This is a genomic window from Myxococcus sp. CA040A, from assembly GCF_013336725.1.
GTDB classification, from domain to species: domain Bacteria; phylum Myxococcota; class Myxococcia; order Myxococcales; family Myxococcaceae; genus Myxococcus; species Myxococcus llanfairpwllgwyngyllgogerychwyrndrobwllllantysiliogogogochensis.
In genome coordinates this window covers 1,599,638-1,615,245 of record NZ_JABUMR010000001.1, presented here as the reverse complement: position 1 = coordinate 1,615,245, position 15,608 = coordinate 1,599,638, and the positions used below count along the sequence as shown (strand labels likewise).

17 protein-coding genes are annotated in these 15,608 nt (G+C 68.8%); 12 read left to right on the top strand and 5 right to left on the bottom strand.

Translation table 11 applies throughout. From position 1 onward, the window contains the following. Nucleotides 1-101 precede the first annotated feature (101 nt). From hppD to HUA75_RS06620, 3 genes are read left to right on the top strand one after another with little or no spacing between them, the layout of a single operon-like run. Nucleotides 102-1,178 carry a 4-hydroxyphenylpyruvate dioxygenase gene (gene hppD / locus HUA75_RS06630; protein WP_174485818.1) on the top strand — a complete coding sequence of 359 codons (1,077 nt, stop codon included), beginning with the start codon at nt 102-104 and terminating at the stop codon, nt 1,176-1,178. A gap of 30 nt (nt 1,179-1,208) precedes the next feature. Beyond that, the gene (gene hmgA, locus HUA75_RS06625; RefSeq protein WP_174485817.1) at nt 1,209-2,546 is read left to right on the top strand and encodes a homogentisate 1,2-dioxygenase; all 1,338 of its coding nucleotides are present in this window, start codon (nt 1,209-1,211) and stop codon (nt 2,544-2,546) included. Then, nucleotides 2,543-2,911: a Rieske (2Fe-2S) protein gene (locus tag HUA75_RS06620; RefSeq protein WP_141644820.1), complete on the top strand. Its 369-nt coding sequence runs from the start codon at nt 2,543-2,545 to the stop codon at nt 2,909-2,911. Before hmgA ends, HUA75_RS06620 begins: the two co-directional genes overlap by 4 nt. Nucleotides 2,912-2,918: 7 nt before the next feature. Here HUA75_RS06620 and HUA75_RS06615 read toward each other — a convergent pair whose 3' ends face one another. Together HUA75_RS06615 and HUA75_RS06610 are read right to left on the bottom strand one after the other, a co-directional pair. Continuing rightward, nucleotides 2,919-3,623, bottom strand: a complete 705-nt coding sequence (locus HUA75_RS06615) for a metallophosphoesterase (protein WP_141644819.1) — start codon at nt 3,621-3,623, stop codon at nt 2,919-2,921. Beyond that, entirely contained in the window at nt 3,607-4,431 is an 825-nt protein-coding gene (locus HUA75_RS06610; protein ID WP_174485930.1) for a nucleotidyltransferase, read from the bottom strand. Before HUA75_RS06610 ends, HUA75_RS06615 begins: the two co-directional genes overlap by 17 nt. 241 nt (nt 4,432-4,672) lie before the next feature. On the opposite strand from HUA75_RS06610, the gene HUA75_RS06605 reads away from it, so the two are divergent. The 9 genes from HUA75_RS06605 to rpoZ all read left to right on the top strand — a co-directional run bounded on the left by HUA75_RS06605 (nt 4,673) and on the right by rpoZ (nt 13,741). Next, complete coding sequence (locus HUA75_RS06605; RefSeq protein ID WP_174485816.1) at nt 4,673-5,647, top strand: hypothetical protein; 975 nt, start codon at nt 4,673-4,675, stop codon at nt 5,645-5,647. A 25-nt stretch (nt 5,648-5,672) separates the two neighbouring features. Beyond that, nucleotides 5,673-6,215 carry an RNA polymerase sigma factor gene (locus HUA75_RS06600; protein ID WP_141644816.1) on the top strand — a complete coding sequence of 181 codons (543 nt, stop codon included), beginning with the start codon at nt 5,673-5,675 and terminating at the stop codon, nt 6,213-6,215. Continuing rightward, on the top strand, nt 6,212-6,982 hold the full coding sequence (locus HUA75_RS06595) for an ACP synthase (protein ID WP_174453601.1): 771 nt from the start codon (nt 6,212-6,214) through the stop codon (nt 6,980-6,982). Before HUA75_RS06600 ends, HUA75_RS06595 begins: the two co-directional genes overlap by 4 nt. Further along, nucleotides 6,979-8,577: a caspase family protein gene (locus HUA75_RS06590; RefSeq protein ID WP_174485815.1), complete on the top strand. Its 1,599-nt coding sequence runs from the start codon at nt 6,979-6,981 to the stop codon at nt 8,575-8,577. Before HUA75_RS06595 ends, HUA75_RS06590 begins: the two co-directional genes overlap by 4 nt. An 11-nt stretch (nt 8,578-8,588) precedes the next feature. Further along, a complete protein-coding gene (locus HUA75_RS06585; RefSeq protein WP_174485814.1) occupies nt 8,589-9,545 on the top strand; it encodes a hypothetical protein in 957 nt (318 codons plus the stop codon). Nucleotides 9,546-9,618: 73 nt separating this feature from the next. After that, entirely contained in the window at nt 9,619-11,250 is a 1,632-nt protein-coding gene (locus HUA75_RS06580) for an MFS transporter (RefSeq protein ID WP_174453598.1), read from the top strand. A 103-nt stretch (nt 11,251-11,353) separates the two neighbouring features. Next, nucleotides 11,354-12,994, top strand: a complete 1,641-nt coding sequence (pgm, locus tag HUA75_RS06575) for a phosphoglucomutase (alpha-D-glucose-1,6-bisphosphate-dependent) (RefSeq protein ID WP_174485813.1) — start codon at nt 11,354-11,356, stop codon at nt 12,992-12,994. 12 nt (nt 12,995-13,006) lie between these two features. Then, nucleotides 13,007-13,360 carry a DoxX family protein gene (locus HUA75_RS06570; RefSeq protein WP_174453596.1) on the top strand — a complete coding sequence of 118 codons (354 nt, stop codon included), beginning with the start codon at nt 13,007-13,009 and terminating at the stop codon, nt 13,358-13,360. A gap of 141 nt (nt 13,361-13,501) precedes the next feature. Next, complete coding sequence (gene rpoZ / locus HUA75_RS06565; RefSeq protein ID WP_141644810.1) at nt 13,502-13,741, top strand: DNA-directed RNA polymerase subunit omega; 240 nt, start codon at nt 13,502-13,504, stop codon at nt 13,739-13,741. 9 nt (nt 13,742-13,750) lie between these two features. On the opposite strand, the gene HUA75_RS06560 is transcribed toward rpoZ, so the two are convergent. The 3 genes from HUA75_RS06560 to HUA75_RS06550 are packed head-to-tail and all read right to left on the bottom strand — an operon-like array spanning nt 13,751 to nt 15,530. After that, the gene (locus HUA75_RS06560) at nt 13,751-14,230 is read right to left on the bottom strand and encodes an NUDIX hydrolase (RefSeq protein ID WP_141644809.1); all 480 of its coding nucleotides are present in this window, start codon (nt 14,228-14,230) and stop codon (nt 13,751-13,753) included. Between the two features lie 39 nt (nt 14,231-14,269). After that, on the bottom strand, nt 14,270-14,911 hold the full coding sequence (locus tag HUA75_RS06555; protein WP_174453594.1) for a hypothetical protein: 642 nt from the start codon (nt 14,909-14,911) through the stop codon (nt 14,270-14,272). Between the two features lie 19 nt (nt 14,912-14,930). Next, entirely contained in the window at nt 14,931-15,530 is a 600-nt protein-coding gene (locus tag HUA75_RS06550) for a hypothetical protein (protein ID WP_174453593.1), read from the bottom strand. Between the last annotated feature and the right edge of the window lie 78 nt (nt 15,531-15,608).

Below are 15,608 nucleotides of genomic sequence, written 5' to 3'. Positions count from 1 at the left end.
AAAGGGCCTGACATTCTCTGGCAGTGCTTTGTGCTTTCCTCCCTGGCCGCCACTCCCTACCTTCCAAGGCACACTCGCAGACGTTTCGCGGAGGCTGGGTCATGATGAGCACGGCGGAAAACCCTCTTGGACTGAATGGCTTCGAGTTCGTGGAGTTCACGAGCCCCGCCCCCGAGGCAATGGTGAAGCTGGTGGAGATGCTGGGGTTCACCGCCTTCTCCAAGCACCCGAGCAAGGACCTGGTTCGCTACAAGCAGGGTGACATCAACCTGCTCATCAGCCGGGAGACCACGGGGCAGGCCGCCGAGTTCCGCGCCGCCCACGGCCCGTCCGCCAACGCGATGGCCTTCCGCGTGGCCAATGCCCGCACCGCTTACGAGATGGCGCTGGAGCGCGGCGCCATCCCGGCCGACCCCGCCGCCAGCTCCCTGGGCGAGGGCTTCTATGTCCTCCAGGGCATCGGTGGCAGCCTGCTGTATCTCATCGACCGACACGGTCCGAGCGGCACCATCTACGACTCCTGGGTGCAGATTCCCGGCGCCGTCGAGGCCGAGGCCCGCAACAGCGTGGGCCTGGAGTCGCTGGACCACCTGACGCACAACGTGCGCCGGGGTGAGATGCGGACGTGGTCTTCGTTCTACAACCGCATCTTCGGCTTCACCGAGCAGAAGTACTTCGACATCAAGGGCCAGGCCACGGGCCTGTTCAGCCAGGCGATGATTGCGCCGGACCGCGCCATCCGGATTCCGCTCAACGAGAGCCAGGACGAGAAGTCGCAGATCGAGGAGTTCATCCGCGAGTACAAGGGCGAGGGCATCCAGCACCTGGCCCTGGCCACGCAGGACATCTACGACACCGTCGAGAAGCTGCGCGCTCGCGGCGTGGATCTCCAGGACACCATCGAGACCTACTACGACCTGGTCGACTCGCGCGTCCCCAACCACGGCGAGGACCTGGAGCGCATGCGGAAGAACCGCATCCTCATCGACGGCAATCAGCAGGAAGGCCTGCTGCTGCAGATCTTCACCGAGAACCTGTTCGGGCCCATCTTCTTCGAGATCATCCAGCGCAAGGGCAACGAGGGCTTCGGCAACGGCAACTTCCAGGCGCTGTTCGAGTCCATCGAGCTGGATCAGATCCGCCGCGGCGTCATCAAGGTCGACAAGACCCGGAAGTAGTCTCCGGCCCGACTTCGGAGGAGCGACACGGTGACTCTCGAGAATCGAACCGCGGTACCTCCGAAGAGCGGGCTCCGACAGGCGCCCGGTGACTATCTCTCCGGCTTTGGCAATGAATTCGCCACGGAGGCCGTCCCGGGTGCCCTGCCCGTGGGGCGCAACTCACCGCAGCGCGCCCCGTTCGGGCTCTACGCGGAGCAGCTCTCCGGCACGGCCTTCACAGTGGCGCGCCGGGAGAACAAGCGCTCGTGGCTGTATCGGCTGCGGCCCAGCGCCAACCATCCCGCGTACAAGGTCCATCCCCAGGGCCTGTTGCGCGGTGGCCCGTTCGACGAGGTCCCGCCCACGCCCAACCGCCTGCGCTGGAGTCCCCAGCCGGCGCCGACCGCGCCCACCGACTTCGTCGAGGGCCTGGTCACCTACGCGGGCAATGGAGATCCAGGCACGGGGGCGGGCATCGCCATCCACCTGTACCTCGCCAACCGGTCGATGACGGACAAGGTGTTCTACGACGCCGACGGCGAGCTGCTCATCGTTCCGCAGGCCGGGCGGCTGACGCTCGTGACGGAGCTGGGCGTGCTGGACCTGCGGCCCGGCGAGATGGGCGTGGTGCCCCGGGGCGTGCGCTTCCGGGCAGAGCTGCCCGAAGGGCCGGTGTCGGGCTACATCTGTGAGAACCACGGCGCCCTCTTCCGCCTGCCAGACCTGGGGCCCATCGGCTCCAACGGACTGGCGAACGCGCGCGACTTCCTGACGCCCGTGGCCGCGTTCGAGGACGTGGACCGCCCGACGCTGGTCATCCAGAAGTTCCAGGGGCGCCTGTGGGCGTCCCAGTTCGACCACTCCCCGCTCGACGTGGTGGCGTGGCACGGGAATCTGGCGCCGTACAAGTATGACCTGTCGCGGTTCAACACCATCGGCACGGTGAGCTACGACCATCCGGACCCGTCCATCTTCACGGTGCTGACCTCGCCCAGCGAGTCACCGGGCACGGCCAACTGCGACTTCGTCATCTTCCCGCCCCGGTGGATGGTGGCGGAGAACACGTTCCGGCCGCCGTGGTTCCACCGCAACGTGATGAGCGAGTTCATGGGGCTGGTGCAGGGTGTCTATGACGCGAAGGCCGGAGGCTTTGCTCCGGGCGGCGCGTCCCTGCACAACTGCATGAGCGGCCACGGTCCGGACCGGGCGAGCTACGAGCAGGCCCTCCGCGCGGACCTGAAGCCGCACAAGATTCAGGACACGCTCGCGTTCATGTTCGAGTCCCGGTGGACCATCCGCCCCACGCGCTTCGCGATGGAGACGCCGGCGATGCAGTTGGACTACGACGACTGCTGGGCCGGGTTCGAGAAGGCCCGACTGCCTTGAGCCTGCCTCCAAGGCAGCGCGTCTGGACGACGCCCTCCGACGTCGAGCTCTGCCCGGTGGACTCGCTGGAGGACCCGGGCTCGCGCAACATCGTGCTCCAGATTGGCGAGGCGTTCTTCCACGGCTTCCTCGTGCGCAAGGGCACCCAGGTCCACGGCTATGTGGACCGGTGCCCCCACGCCGGGCTCCCGCTGGCGCGCGTGTTGGACCGCTACCTGACGCCAGACAAGCAGCTCATCGTCTGCGCGTGGCACGGCGCCCTGTTCCAACCCGACGACGGGAAGTGTGTCGGCGGTCCGTGCAGCGGAGCGTCGCTGACGTCCTGGCCCGTGAAGGTGGAAGCCGGGATGGTCGTCACCGCCTGAGTCCGGCTCACACTTCGAGCAGCACGTAGCGTTGGTCGGGCGTGTGCCGCGCCAGCAGGGGCATGGCCACGTTGAAGACGGGGATGCCGTTCTTCGTTTTCCCCTGGAGCGCGCCGTGGTGCGCGTGTCCGTGGAACACCGCCTCCGCGCCGTAGTGGTCAATGGGCATCGCCAGCCGGCTCGTCCCGAGGAAGGGGCGGATCTCGATGTTCTCCCCCTCCAGCGTCTCCGGGATGGGGGAGTAATGCATGATGATGATCTTCCTCGGCGTGTCGAGGTGGCTCAGCGCCGCCTCCAGCTTCAGCGACTCCGTCACCGCCTCCTGCACGAAGCCCTTCGTCTGCGCCTCGCCGAAGGCCTGCAACGTCGCGTTGCCATAACCGCCGCCAAAGCCCTTCACGCCAGCCACGCCAAGCACCTTCTCGAAGATGAAGTGGTCCCCATCGAGGATGTGGATGCCCACCTTCGCGAGCTCCGCGCAGATGTCCTTCACCTGGCCGTGCTCGTAGTCGTGATTGCCGAGCACCGCCGCGCACGGCACCCGCAGCGCGGACAGCTCCTCAGCGAGCACCTTGCCCTCCTCGAGCATGCCGCGGTCCGTGAGGTCCCCACACAGCACCAGCAGGTCCGCCGTGGCGTTCACCTGCTTGACGAGGTGGCGAAAGCGTCCGTGCTGGTCCTCCCGGCAGTGCAGGTCACCGACTGCCGCCAATCGAATTTTCGAGCTCGGATCCCTCGCCACGCTCGCCCCCCTGCTGTCGTTCGTTTTCGTCCCAGGCCCGCCCGTCCCTGAACCCCCAGTGGTGGATGTCCACGTGGTAGTTCACCTTGGAGACGAGGTTGCCGCGACACAGCTTCTCCTCCCAGCGCCCCTCGCGGATGCTGTCCAGCGTGCGGCGCATCAGCTCCGCCATCACCCACTCCGGCACCAGGTCTCTCTCCGAGGGATAGGCGAAGCGGAACATCATCAGGTGACTGAGCAGCACCTCCCAGTACCGGTCGAACCGGCGCATCAGCCGGTCCCAGTCCATGACGTGGCCCGCCTTGAGGATGAGGTGGTTGACGTCCGCGCCGTCGTAGCGCTCGCGCTCGACGACGAAGGCCTTGGACCAGATCATCTCCTCGGCGGGCGCCACCAGACACTCGTGTCCGAAGACGGTGGCCGTCTTGGCGTATTGGAACCACTCGTCGTCGACCACCGCCACGCCGTTGCCGGACGAGAAGATGAAGTCGACGAAGTAGTCACCCTTGAAGGCCTTGTAGAGCCACACCTCGTCGGTGCGCTCGGTGCGCCAGCCGTCCTTCTCCAGCACCTGGAGCGCCCGGAGCGCGTCCGCCTTGCGCGGGAACAGGTCCAGGTCCTTCGTGTCCCGGTAGATGCCGGTATAGGTGGCGTATGCGTACGCGCCTCCCACCACGAAGGGCACCCCCGCGTCGCGCAACAGCCCCACGGCCCGTGCGCGGGCGTTGATTTCATCCGCCGTGCGCTCCCGTTCCGCGAGCGAGGCGTCCGTGCCCATCTCCCCGGGATGGTTGGGGTGTCGTTTTTCCATGGGCGAAAGGTAGGGACGGTGCATTTCCGCCGTCCGAAGGCCGGGTGAAGTCGCCCGAGGGGCGTCCGAGCGACCTCCAACCCCCTGGAATCCCAGCGCATTTCAGAACCTGACAGGCGTGCTTTCTGTTTTTCGGCAGGGCTGTGTCCATTGAGGCGAACACGCTGCTGCACGGCCCGCCGGGGGCCATCCGAAAGGTAGAAGGACCATGCTGCGCAAGAGCCTGCTGTGCGCCTCCCTGTTGCTCGCCGGTTGCGATCCTGACTCGAAGCAGGACGCCGATTCGTTCCGCGAGGGACTTCCCTCCAAGCAGATGGTGGAAGTGGCCTCGCCGGGCCCGGGCGGTCAGGGACTGACCGCGGCCTCCGCCGAGAACCAGACGTCGGAGTACTACGTGCTCACCGTGGCCGCCGCCGCGAGCATCAACGGGGGGACGCTGGGAGTGCTCGGCCTCATCGAGGCCATCGTCAAGCACCCGCCGTCCTCCATCCAGGGCGACGTCGCGGTGTGGGGTCCGCACACGGAGGCCCTGAGCCCCATCACCTGGAAGCTGACCGTCACGCGCACCGATGACGACACCTACGGGTGGGTGCTGGCGGCCAAGGCGAAGATCGAGCCCGACACGAACTTCAAGACGGTGCTGGCCGGCTCGCACACGGCGGCGGTCGATGATGATGGCGAGCGCCGCTCCGGCTATGGCTCCGGACAGTTCCTCATCGACTGGGAGAAGAACAACTCCCTGCCTGGCAACGAGGGCGAGACGGGCGTGGCGACGATGGAGATTCGCTACGCGCGCACGGCCCCGAACGCGGTGGCCTCCGTGGAGGCGGACTTCCAGGTGGATGCCGGCGGAGGCACCCTGGCGAGCGCGAACTATCGTTTCAAGCAGGCCCCGGGCACCGGCGGCGAACTGGACTACGTCGTGAAGCAGAACATCGACGTGGACCCGACGCGCTCGAAGCTGGAGAAGCTGTCCATCAAGAGCCGCTGGGAGCGCACGGGCCTCGGTCGCTCGGACATCAAGCTGTCGGGCGGAGACCTGTTCGGCGAGGCGACCATCAACGAGTGCTGGGACAGCAACTTCCGCAGCGCCTACCACGCGGTCAGCTACAACCCGGCCATCGGCTACGGGACGGTGAGCGCCTGCGGCAGCTTCAGCACGGCGGTCTACTCCACGCTGTGAGCCGGCTCGCGGTAGTCTGCGGCGCGTGACAGGAACGCGCCAGCCGGCCCTCAGGGTCATCCAGGGGGGTCCCCAGCAGGACCGGCGGGACTTCCTGCGCGACCTTTACACGCGGTACGGCGGCAGCGTGATGGGACGCTGCCGCTACCTGTTGAAGGACGCGGCGAGGGCGGAGGACGCGATGCACGACGTGTTCGCCCGAGCGCTCGCCCACGCGGACGACTTCCGCGCGGATGCCTCGCCGCTGACGTGGTTGATGAAGATCGCCACGCACCACTGTCTCAACCAGCTCCGCTCGGAGCGAGCGGGCTGGAGGCAGTGGTTCGAGCGGGACGCGGCCGCGCGCCCGGAAGCCCACGGGGGCCCGGGAGAGATGGAGACGCGGGACCTGGTGCGCCGGCTGCTGTCCCGGGTGGATGCGGAGACGCAGGCCGCGGTGGTGCACTACCACGTGGATGGGATGACGTTGGAAGAGGTGGCGGCGTTGCTGGGGCGCTCGGTGCCCACGATTCGCAAGCGGCTGGAGCACTTCGCCGCGCTGGGTGGAGAGGAGCTGAGGGTTCGATGAGCGCGCACGAGTCGGAGTGGACACTGCGACGCCTGAGGGCCGGTGAGCTGGGCTCGCCCGAGGCCACCCGCGCGCGCGCCCACGCGGCGAGCTGCGACACCTGTGGCGCAGTGCTGCGCGGCCTCGAGTCGAACCAGGCCCGCTTCGAAGCAGAGCTTCCCTTCGAGCGCTTCGAGTTGGGAGTGCAGCGCGCGTTGGAGCGACAGCAGCGGCGTGACGCGCTGAAGCCCTCCCCCCGGCGCTGGCTCGCTCCGACGGTGGCGCTGGCCGCGTCGGTGCTGATGGTGGTGCTGGCCCGGCCGCTGCTGAATCAGGGTCCGGGTTGGGACCGGAGCAAGGGCGGCGCGGACATCGCGGAGCTGCGCATCGGCGGAGGTCCCGGGCCCCAGCGCGAGGTGAAGCCGGAGGCTCCCGAGGCCCTGGAACCGGGTGAGCGGGTGATGCTGGGCTACAAGGCGGGCACCCACCGCTACGTGGCCGCCGTGTCCGTGGATGCCATCGGCGAGGTGACGGCGCTGCATCCGGAGTCCGGCGCGAGCGCCCCCGTGGAGTCCGGCGAGGACCTGCACTGGCTGCAAGGAAGCTGGGAGTTCACCGGCTCCGGGGCCGAGCGCGTGGTGCTGGTGCTCGGGGATGAACCGTTCACGGTGGAGTCGGTGGTGGAGGCGACCCGTCGTGCATTCACGGCGGCGAACGGCGAGGTGGAGCGGATGTCCCAGCTCGACGTGCCGGGTGCGCAGACGCACTGGGTGCTGTTCAAGCCATGAGCCCTCCCCTGCTTCCTTCCTGGCGCGCGCTGGCCGCCCTCCTCGTGCTCGGTGCCTCGGCCGCGCATGCGGACAGCCTGCGCCGCTTCGCGCTGGTGGCGGGCAACGACGAGGGCGGCGACGAGACGCGGCCCCTGCGCTTCGCACAGGACGACGCGCGGAAGATGCACGGCCTGCTGGCGCGCCTGGGCGGTGTCGCGCCCGGCGACGCGATGCTGCTGCTCAACGAGTCCTCGAAGGACTTCCTCGCGGCGCTGACGCAGTTGGAGGCCCGGGCGAAGGAGGCTCGGGCGCGAGGTGAGCGCACGGCGCTGCTCGTCTACTACTCCGGCCACGCGAAGGACGGCACGCTGCGCCTGGGCAACACGCGGCTGGGCTTCGAGGACCTCAAGCAGCGGCTGTCGAACGCGCCCGCGGATATCCGCATCGCGATTCTCGACTCGTGCCGCTCTGGCGCGCTGACGCGCACCAAGGGCGCGCGACGGGCACCGGCCTTCGAAATCGAGTCCGGCGCGGCGCGCGATGCGCGGGGACTGGTCATCCTCACCTCCAGTTCGGCGGACGAGGACTCGCAGGAGTCGGACGCGCTGCGCGGCAGCTACTTCTCGCACCACCTGGCCAGTGGCCTGCTCGGGGACGCGGACCGCAGCGGTGACGGACGCGTGACGCTGTTCGAGGCGTACTCGCATGCCTACGCCCGCACCGTGGCGGACACGGCGGCCAGCAGCGGGGGCGCTCAGCATCCGACGTTCAGCTACGACCTCGCCGGCAACGGGGACCTGGTGCTGACGGACCTGCGCGCGGGCGGCGACGGGCTGGTGGTGCCAGGACTCGCGCCCGCGGGCATGTATTACTTCGTGGACCCGGGCGGCATGGTGGTGGCGGAGCTGGACAAGACGCCCGACGTGGAGCGCCGCGTGGCGCTCGCGCCCGGCACGTACCGCGTGAAGCGAAGGCTGTCGGACCGGCTGCGCATCGGCGAAGTGGAAGTGTCCCGGGGACGGCAGGTGGTGCTGGAAGAGTCGCGGCTGCGAGACGCGCCGTTCTCGGATGACCCGGTGAAGGGCGCGGCGCCGGAGGGCGGGGCGTGGTGGACGGTGGGCCTGTCCGGTGGCGTGCAGGCCTTCTTCGACGCACCCACGCGCCAGTCGCTGTTCCTCTCGGTGGGCATGCTGGGCGCGGAGGCGCAGCTTCACGACTACTTCCGCCGCGACTGGGTGTGGGGCGTGGACGTGGCGGTGGGCGGAAAGCAGGCGCTGCTGGCGTTGCCGACCCTGAGTGGACCGCCCTACAAGTATTCGGTGACGAGCCTGGGCACGACGCTCACGTCCGAGTGGCCGCGAGGCACCGTGGCGCCCTTCGTGGGCGCGCGCATGGCGTATCTGGTGATGCGCCGCGACTTCGAGGAAGCGACGTACCCGGACCAGAAGTACGCGATGTTCTCCCCGGGCCTGGTGGCGGGCCTGCGGTGGCAACCCCTGCGGCGCCTGCACGTGACGGGACGCGCGCGGCTCCACTACCTCCTCTACACCGTGGATGAGCAACGCTCGCTGGGCTTCTGGGAGCTGGGCGCGCTCGTCACGTATCAGCCTTGAGGGAGCGTTCGATGCGACACCTGGTGCCCATCTGTCTGTGTCTGGCCCTGGCCGCATGTGGCGGCGACTTCTCCAATGACGACCTGGAGTTCCTCAACGCCTTCCCCCGGCGCGAGGACCTGACGGCGTCGATGCCGGGGAAGACCCAAGGCGAAGCCTGGGGCGCACGTGTGGCCAGCAAGTCCGCGCAGCAGGCGGGCCGGTTGGGCGACTCGTCGGGCATCGTCGGCGACACGGACGAGACGGGCCTGCGCTTCAACGAGGCGGTGGACGGAATCCTCTCCTCGCTGGAGGCCATCCAGCAGTACACGCCCACGAAGCGAGAGCCGGACCGTCGGGTGTGGGGGCCCATCCCGGGGCGCAACGACATGAGGTTCGACACGCGCTTCGTGATGACGCGTGAAGGGGAGCGGTTCGACTACCAGCTCCAGTACCGGGACATCGGTGAAGGCGAGGACGCGTGGTGGAGCTTCATGTCGGGCTCCTTCCAGGCCAATGGCGGCGTCCGCAAGGGTGAGGGCAGCCTCATCATGGACCTGAAGCGGGCCCGGGAAGAACGCTTCCTGGACATCCCCTTCCTGGACCGCGAGGAGATCCACTACCAGACGCGGAAGCTCCCCACGCGGGTGGAGCTGGTGTTCGTCAGCAACGTGCCCACCCTGCTGCCTTCGCGCTACATCTACCGCGAGGCGGAGGGGGACCTGGCGGAGATGACCTTCCAGATCCTCGACACCGACTTCGTCCAGGGCGGGCTGCGCGAAGACGTGGCGCTCACCACGCGCTGGGCGCCGGACGGGCGGGGGACGGGCATCCTGGAGATCATCAAGGGCGACATCCTGGGCGCCAAATACACCGAGTGCTGGGACGCGCAGGGCCGCGTGACGTTCATCTCCCGGAGCTGGGACTTCCTCAACCCCACCGAGGGCCTGCGCAGCTCCTGCCCGGACATGTCCGCGCTGGACCGGTAACCGGCCAACCCTCCGAGCGGAAGCGCGCGGGACACCCTGGGCCGCGAGCACGGCTGGTATAGAGTCCGCCGCCATGAGCGAGCAGCAGGGCAAGAGTGGAGAGCAGGCAGCGCGGCCGGGAACCTGGGCCAGTCTGGCGCGGGCCATGGCCTCCTGGCGGACGGCCTCCGTCACGCTGCTCTCGTTCTCCTCGGGCCTGCCGCTCGGCCTGGTGTGGATCGCCATCCCCGACTGGCTGCGCAGCATCGGCGTGGACATCCGCGTGGTGGGCATCATCACGCTGGCGCAGGCACCGTGGTCCTTCAAGTTCCTCTGGTCGCCGCTGATGGACCGCTATGTGCCGCCCTTCTGGGGCCGGCGGCGGGGCTGGATGGCGGTGGCGCAGGTGGCCCTCTTCGCGACGACATTGGCCCTGGCCGGCATCGGAGAACATCCGGAGACCGCGTGGGTGGTGGGCGCGCTGGCCATGGCGGTGGCGTTCTCCGCGGCGACGCAGGACATCGCCATCGACGCGTACGCGGTGGAGGTGCTGCGCAAGGAGGAGCAGGGCGTGGCGGTGGGCGCGCGCGTGGCGGTGTACCGCGCGGCCATGTTCATCGCGGGCTCGGCGGCGATTACGCTCGCGGGCCGCGTGTCGTGGAAGTGGGTCGTCATCGGGCTGGCGGTGCTGTACCTGCCCATGCTCATCGTCACGCGCTTCGCGCCGGAGCCCGAGGAGCGCTTCACGCCTCCGAAGTCCCTCAAGGACGCCGTCTGGTATCCCTTCGTGGGCTTCCTCGCGCGGCACCGGGCGCTCGAAATCCTCGCCTTCGTCTTCCTCTACAAGCTGGCCGACAACCTCGGCGGCACGCTCTTGCGGCCCTTCCTGGTGGACATGGGCTACAGCGACCTGCACCGGGGCGTGGCCCTGGGCACCATCGGCCTGTTCGGCACCATCGCCGGCACGCTCGTGGGAGGCGCGTGGACGACGGTGCTGGGCCTGGGCCGCGCGCTCTGGGTGTTCGGCGTCATCCAGATTGTGTCCAACATCGGCTACGTGCTCGTCGCGCGCGCTGGAGCCCCCACGCCGTGGCTGATGTACATCGCCATCGGCTTCGAGAACGTGACGCAGGGCCTGGGCACCGGGGCCTTCTCCGTGCTGCTGATGCGGCTGACGCAGAAGCGCTTCTCCGCCACCCAGTTCGCGCTGCTCTCCAGCCTCTTCTCCATTCCGCGCGTGGTGGCGGGGCCCATCGCCGGCTTCCTCGTGTACGCCATCGGCTGGGAGCCCTTCTTCTGGTTCACCATGGTGGGCGGCATCCCCGGTCTGTTGCTGCTCGCGCGCTTCGTGCCGCTGGGCGTGAAGGACCCGGACTTCGACGTGCAGAGCCGCCCCACCACCCGCGCCGTCACCCGCCCCGTCCTCATGGGCAGCGCCGCCTTCGCGGCCGTGGTGGGCATGGTGCTGGGCGCGATGACGACAGCGCTGCTCACCGCCGTGCAGAACCTGCGCAAGACACCGGAGAAGGGCTTCGATTTCGCCACGCCCTTCACCGCGCTGTTCCAGCCCTCGGGTGTCACCGACTGGGTGACGCTGGCCGGCATCGCCGTCTTCGGGTTGACGGTGGGCCTGCTCACCGCGGCGGTGCTCGCCGCGCGCTCCGGGGCGTTCTACCTGCCCGAGCAGGAGGCGCCCCCCTCCCCCTCCGGCGCCACCGGCTCGTAGCGCGGCACCCGCTTCGAGCCCGGGAGGGTCTGGGTCCACCCGAGGACAGCTCCCTCACATGGGAGATCCATCCGTCGCGCGGCGCGTTTATGTTGGCGGCGACATGGCCCATCCCCTCGCTGGAAAGCTCCCGCCGGAAGACCTCCTCATCGACCCCGAGAAGCTGCGCGCGCGCTACTACGCGGAGCGTCCCGACGTGGCCGTGCCCGAGCAGCGCGTCGCCTTTGGCACGTCGGGCCACCGGGGCTCGTCCGCGCGCACCAGCTTCAACGAGGCCCACATCATCGCGGTGACGCAGGCCATCTGCGAGTACCGGCAGCAGCAGGGCATCGACGGGCCGCTGTTCCTGGGCATGGACACCCATGCGCTGTCCGCGCCCGCGCAGCAGACCGCGCTCGAGGTGCTGGCCGCCAACGGCGTCCAGGTGCGCTTCACCGACGGCGCCACGCCCACGCCCGTCATCTCCCACGCCATCCTCACGTACAACAAAGGCCGGGGCGCCTCGGGGCTCTCGGACGGCATCGTCATCACCCCGTCCCACAACCCGCCCGAGGACGGCGGCATCAAATACAACCCGCCCAACGGCGGCCCCGCGGACACGAACGTCACCTCCGGCATCGAGCGCCGCGCCAATGCGCTGCTCGGTACCAGCAACGCGGGCGTGAAGCGCACGCCCTACGAGAAGGCGCGCACGGCCCCGACGGTGAAGCCCCACGACTTCATCACGCCCTATGTCGAGGACCTGGGCACCGTGGTGGACATGGAGGCCCTGCGCGGCGCGAAGCTGCACATCGGCGCGGATCCGCTCGGCGGCTCCAATGTCGCGTACTGGGAGCCCATCGCCACGCGCTACGGATTGAACCTGCGCGTGGTGAACCCCACGGTGGACCCGACGTTCCGCTTCATGCCGGTGGACCATGACGGGAAGATCCGCATGGACTGCTCGTCGCCGTACGCCATGGCGAATCTCGTGAAGCTCAAGGACCAGTACGACATCGCCTTCGGCAATGACGCGGACTCGGACCGGCACGGCATCGTCACGCGCTCCATCGGGTTGATGAATCCCAACCACTACCTCGCGGTGGCCATCCACTACCTGTTCCAGAACCGGCCCGGCTGGAAGGCGGACACCGCCGTGGGCAAGACGCTGGTGAGCAGCGGGCTCATCGACCGCGTGGCCAAGAGCCTGGGCCGCCGCGTCGTCGAGGTGCCGGTGGGCTTCAAGTGGTTCGTGGACGGGCTGTTGGACGGCTCGCTCGGCTTCGGCGGTGAGGAGAGCGCGGGCGCGTCCTTCCTGCGCCGCGACGGCACCGTGTGGACCACCGACAAGGACGGCATGTTGCTCGACCTGCTCGCGGTGGAGATTCTCGCGCGCACCGGCAAGGACCCGGGACAGCACTATCAGGAGCTGGCGGGGCGCTTCGGCACGCCGTACTACGCGCGCATCGACCAGGCGGCCACGCCCGCGCAGAAGTCCGTGCTGAAGAAGCTCTCACCGGAGGCGGTGAAGGCGACGAGCCTCGCGGGAGAACCCATCCTCCAGCGCCTCACGCGCGCGCCTGGCAACGACGCGGACATCGGCGGGCTCAAGGTGGTGGCGCAGAACGGCTGGTTCGCCGCGCGGCCGTCGGGCACCGAGGACGTGTACAAAATCTACGCGGAGAGCTTCCGCGACGACGCCCACCTCCAGGCCATCCTCCAGGAAGCCCGCGCCATCGTCGACACGGCCTTCGCGGGGGCGTAGGACTCACGGCACATGGTGAAGACCGTCCTGATGTACGTGCTCGGCCTGTTCATGGTGGCCGGTGGCATCAATCACTTCGTGAACCCGCGCCCCTACGTGCGGATGATGCCGCCGTACCTGCCATGGCACGGGCCCCTGGTCTTCCTGAGCGGCGTGGCGGAAGTCCTGCTGGGCGTGGGCCTGCTGGTTCCCGCCACGCGCGCGGTGTCCGCCTGGGGACTCATCGCCCTGTTCGTCGCCATCTTCCCGGCCAACCTCCAGATGGCCCTCCAGCCCGAGCGCTTCAAGAAGGTCCCCGCCCCCCTGCTCTGGGCCCGGCTGCCCCTCCAGGTCGTCCTCATCGCCTGGGCCTGGTGGTACACCTGATCCACGGAATCCAGGCTTCCATGGTGGGACAGCGCCTGTCCGCCCGGCGGCCCTGCCCGTGCGTCCTTCCTTGACTCCCCCCGGGGCGGTCTTTAGTTTTCACCGTTTCAGGTAGCCCCACCGAAATCCGAAGGACGTTCCATGGCTCGCGTCACAGTCGAAGACTGCCTCCCCCTCGTCGACAACCGGTTCGCGCTGGTGCTGCTCGGTGCGAAGCGCGCGCGTCAGCTGATGGCCGGCGCCCGCCCCATCATCGAGAGTTCCAAGAACAAGCCCCCCGTGCTGTCCCTGCGCGAGGTGGCCACGGGCCGCGTGAAGTTCGACCGCGACGTGCGCGAGGCGCTGTCCGGGAAGTACACCCCCGAAGACGCCCGCAAGTAGTCGTAGGTCCTAGGTTCCCTTCCCCTCGGGCCTTACGGCCGGGGAAGGGGCCTCCGGGATGAGCCCCTGGGCGCGCATCCACCGCACGGCGCGCGCGGCGACGGCCTTCTCTCCCTTGTAGCCGAGCAGGGGCACCAGCTGTCCCACCGGCACCCAGCGAACCTCGTCCACCTCCACGCGCGGCCCCGGCAGCGGCCCCAGCGCGCCTTCCTGGTAGCGGAAGAGGAAGAAGTGGACGCGCTTGAAGATGCGCTGCCCCCGGAACTGGTAGACGTAGCGAATCTCACCCAGCGGCGCAATGAGCGCGGCGGTGAGCCCCGTCTCCTCGTGGACCTCGCGGCTCGCCGTCTGCTCCGGAGTCTCCCCCGGGTCCACGTGCCCCTTGGGCAGCGCCCACAGGGGACGGCCATGCGGACGGATGACGACCACCTCCCAGGTGCCGTCACTCTCCCGGATGACAATCCCGCCTGCGGACGCCTCGCGTGGCATGCCCACCTACCCTAACCGAAGGAGGCGGGCCGCGGGGACTCAACCACCGTGGACGAAGTGACTCAGCTTCGCCTCCGCTCCCAGCCGGTAGGCATACCGGAGGTCCGCCAGGAGCCTGTCCAACCGCCTTCCGGAGACGTGCCCCATCATCCGCGAGCAGAAGCGCCGGGAGACGCGGTTGGCCTCCTCGTACCGCCAGCGCTCCTGGGACGACAGCTTGTCCCGGTAGGACACCCTGTCGAACAGCCGGGTGAGCAGCTCCTGGGCCCACGCCCCCACCCCCTCCCCCCAGCGGTGCAACAGGCAGATGGCGAACTTGTCCACCTCCGCCTGGGCCTCCAGCTCCAGCAGGGACACCGTCCGCCCGTGCGCCGCCGTGTGCGCCATGTAGAGGAAGTGGCTGACGCCCTCGGCCACCTGGCAGTAGCCGGCGAGGTCTCCATCCAGCAGGTACCCCAGCGGCCCGGCCTCGTAGGGCTTCAGCCTGTCGAGCAGCGCGGGGGACAGGTACAGCGCCATCTCCAGCGCGTCCCCCGACTCGTGCACCAGGAGTTCCTCGTCACTGCGCCCCGTGGCGCCCAGTTGGACGGCGGCCTCCGTGTCCACCACGAAGACCTCCGCCCGAGCCTCGCACGTGAAGCCATAGATGGCCTCCAGGTGGTCCTGAACGCGGCCAATCATCGCGACCTCCGTGCCACGGCTAGTTGGGGAGCTGTCCCTTCGCGTTCGGCATCATCCCCGCGTCCACCAGCACGCGCTCCAGCCGGTCATTGCCCGTGCGCGCCCACGACTCGTAGACCTTCAACGCCCCGGAGGGCCCGGCCCGGACCATGCCTCGCGCCGAGATTTCCTCCAGCACCTCCACCACCGAGCGGAACTTGTCGTGCAGCTCCCGGTACACCCCCGCGAAGCCCGCCCGAGGGGACAGGTCCGCCACCTGGCCGTACGCGGTGCCTCCCATCTGGATGTAGTAGTCCGGCCCCACCACTCCGCCCTGGAGCGCGCCGGAGAAGAAGCCCACGGTGTAGAGGGAGACATCCCCCAGCCGCCGCAGCGTCCGGATGCGCGCCTCGCGCTCCTGTTGCAGCGCCTGGTGGTAGAGCAGCGCCAGGGGTTCGCGGCCCTTGCGGCCGTCCTCCTGGCGGTCGAACAGCATGTCGGTGCTGGCGAAGTCCGCCAGCAGGTTCACCAGATAGAACTCCGTCACCTCTTCCAGCGAGACGCGCTGGCGCGAAGTGACCTCGTCCAGGAGCGACTTGAAGAACTCCTTCAGCGACAGGGACGCCACCAGTTGACTCATCGACACTCCCGTCCTTCCACCCGGCCAACGGCGCCTTCGGGAATAAGGGAACGGTAGCAATCGACCCTCCCCGTCGCA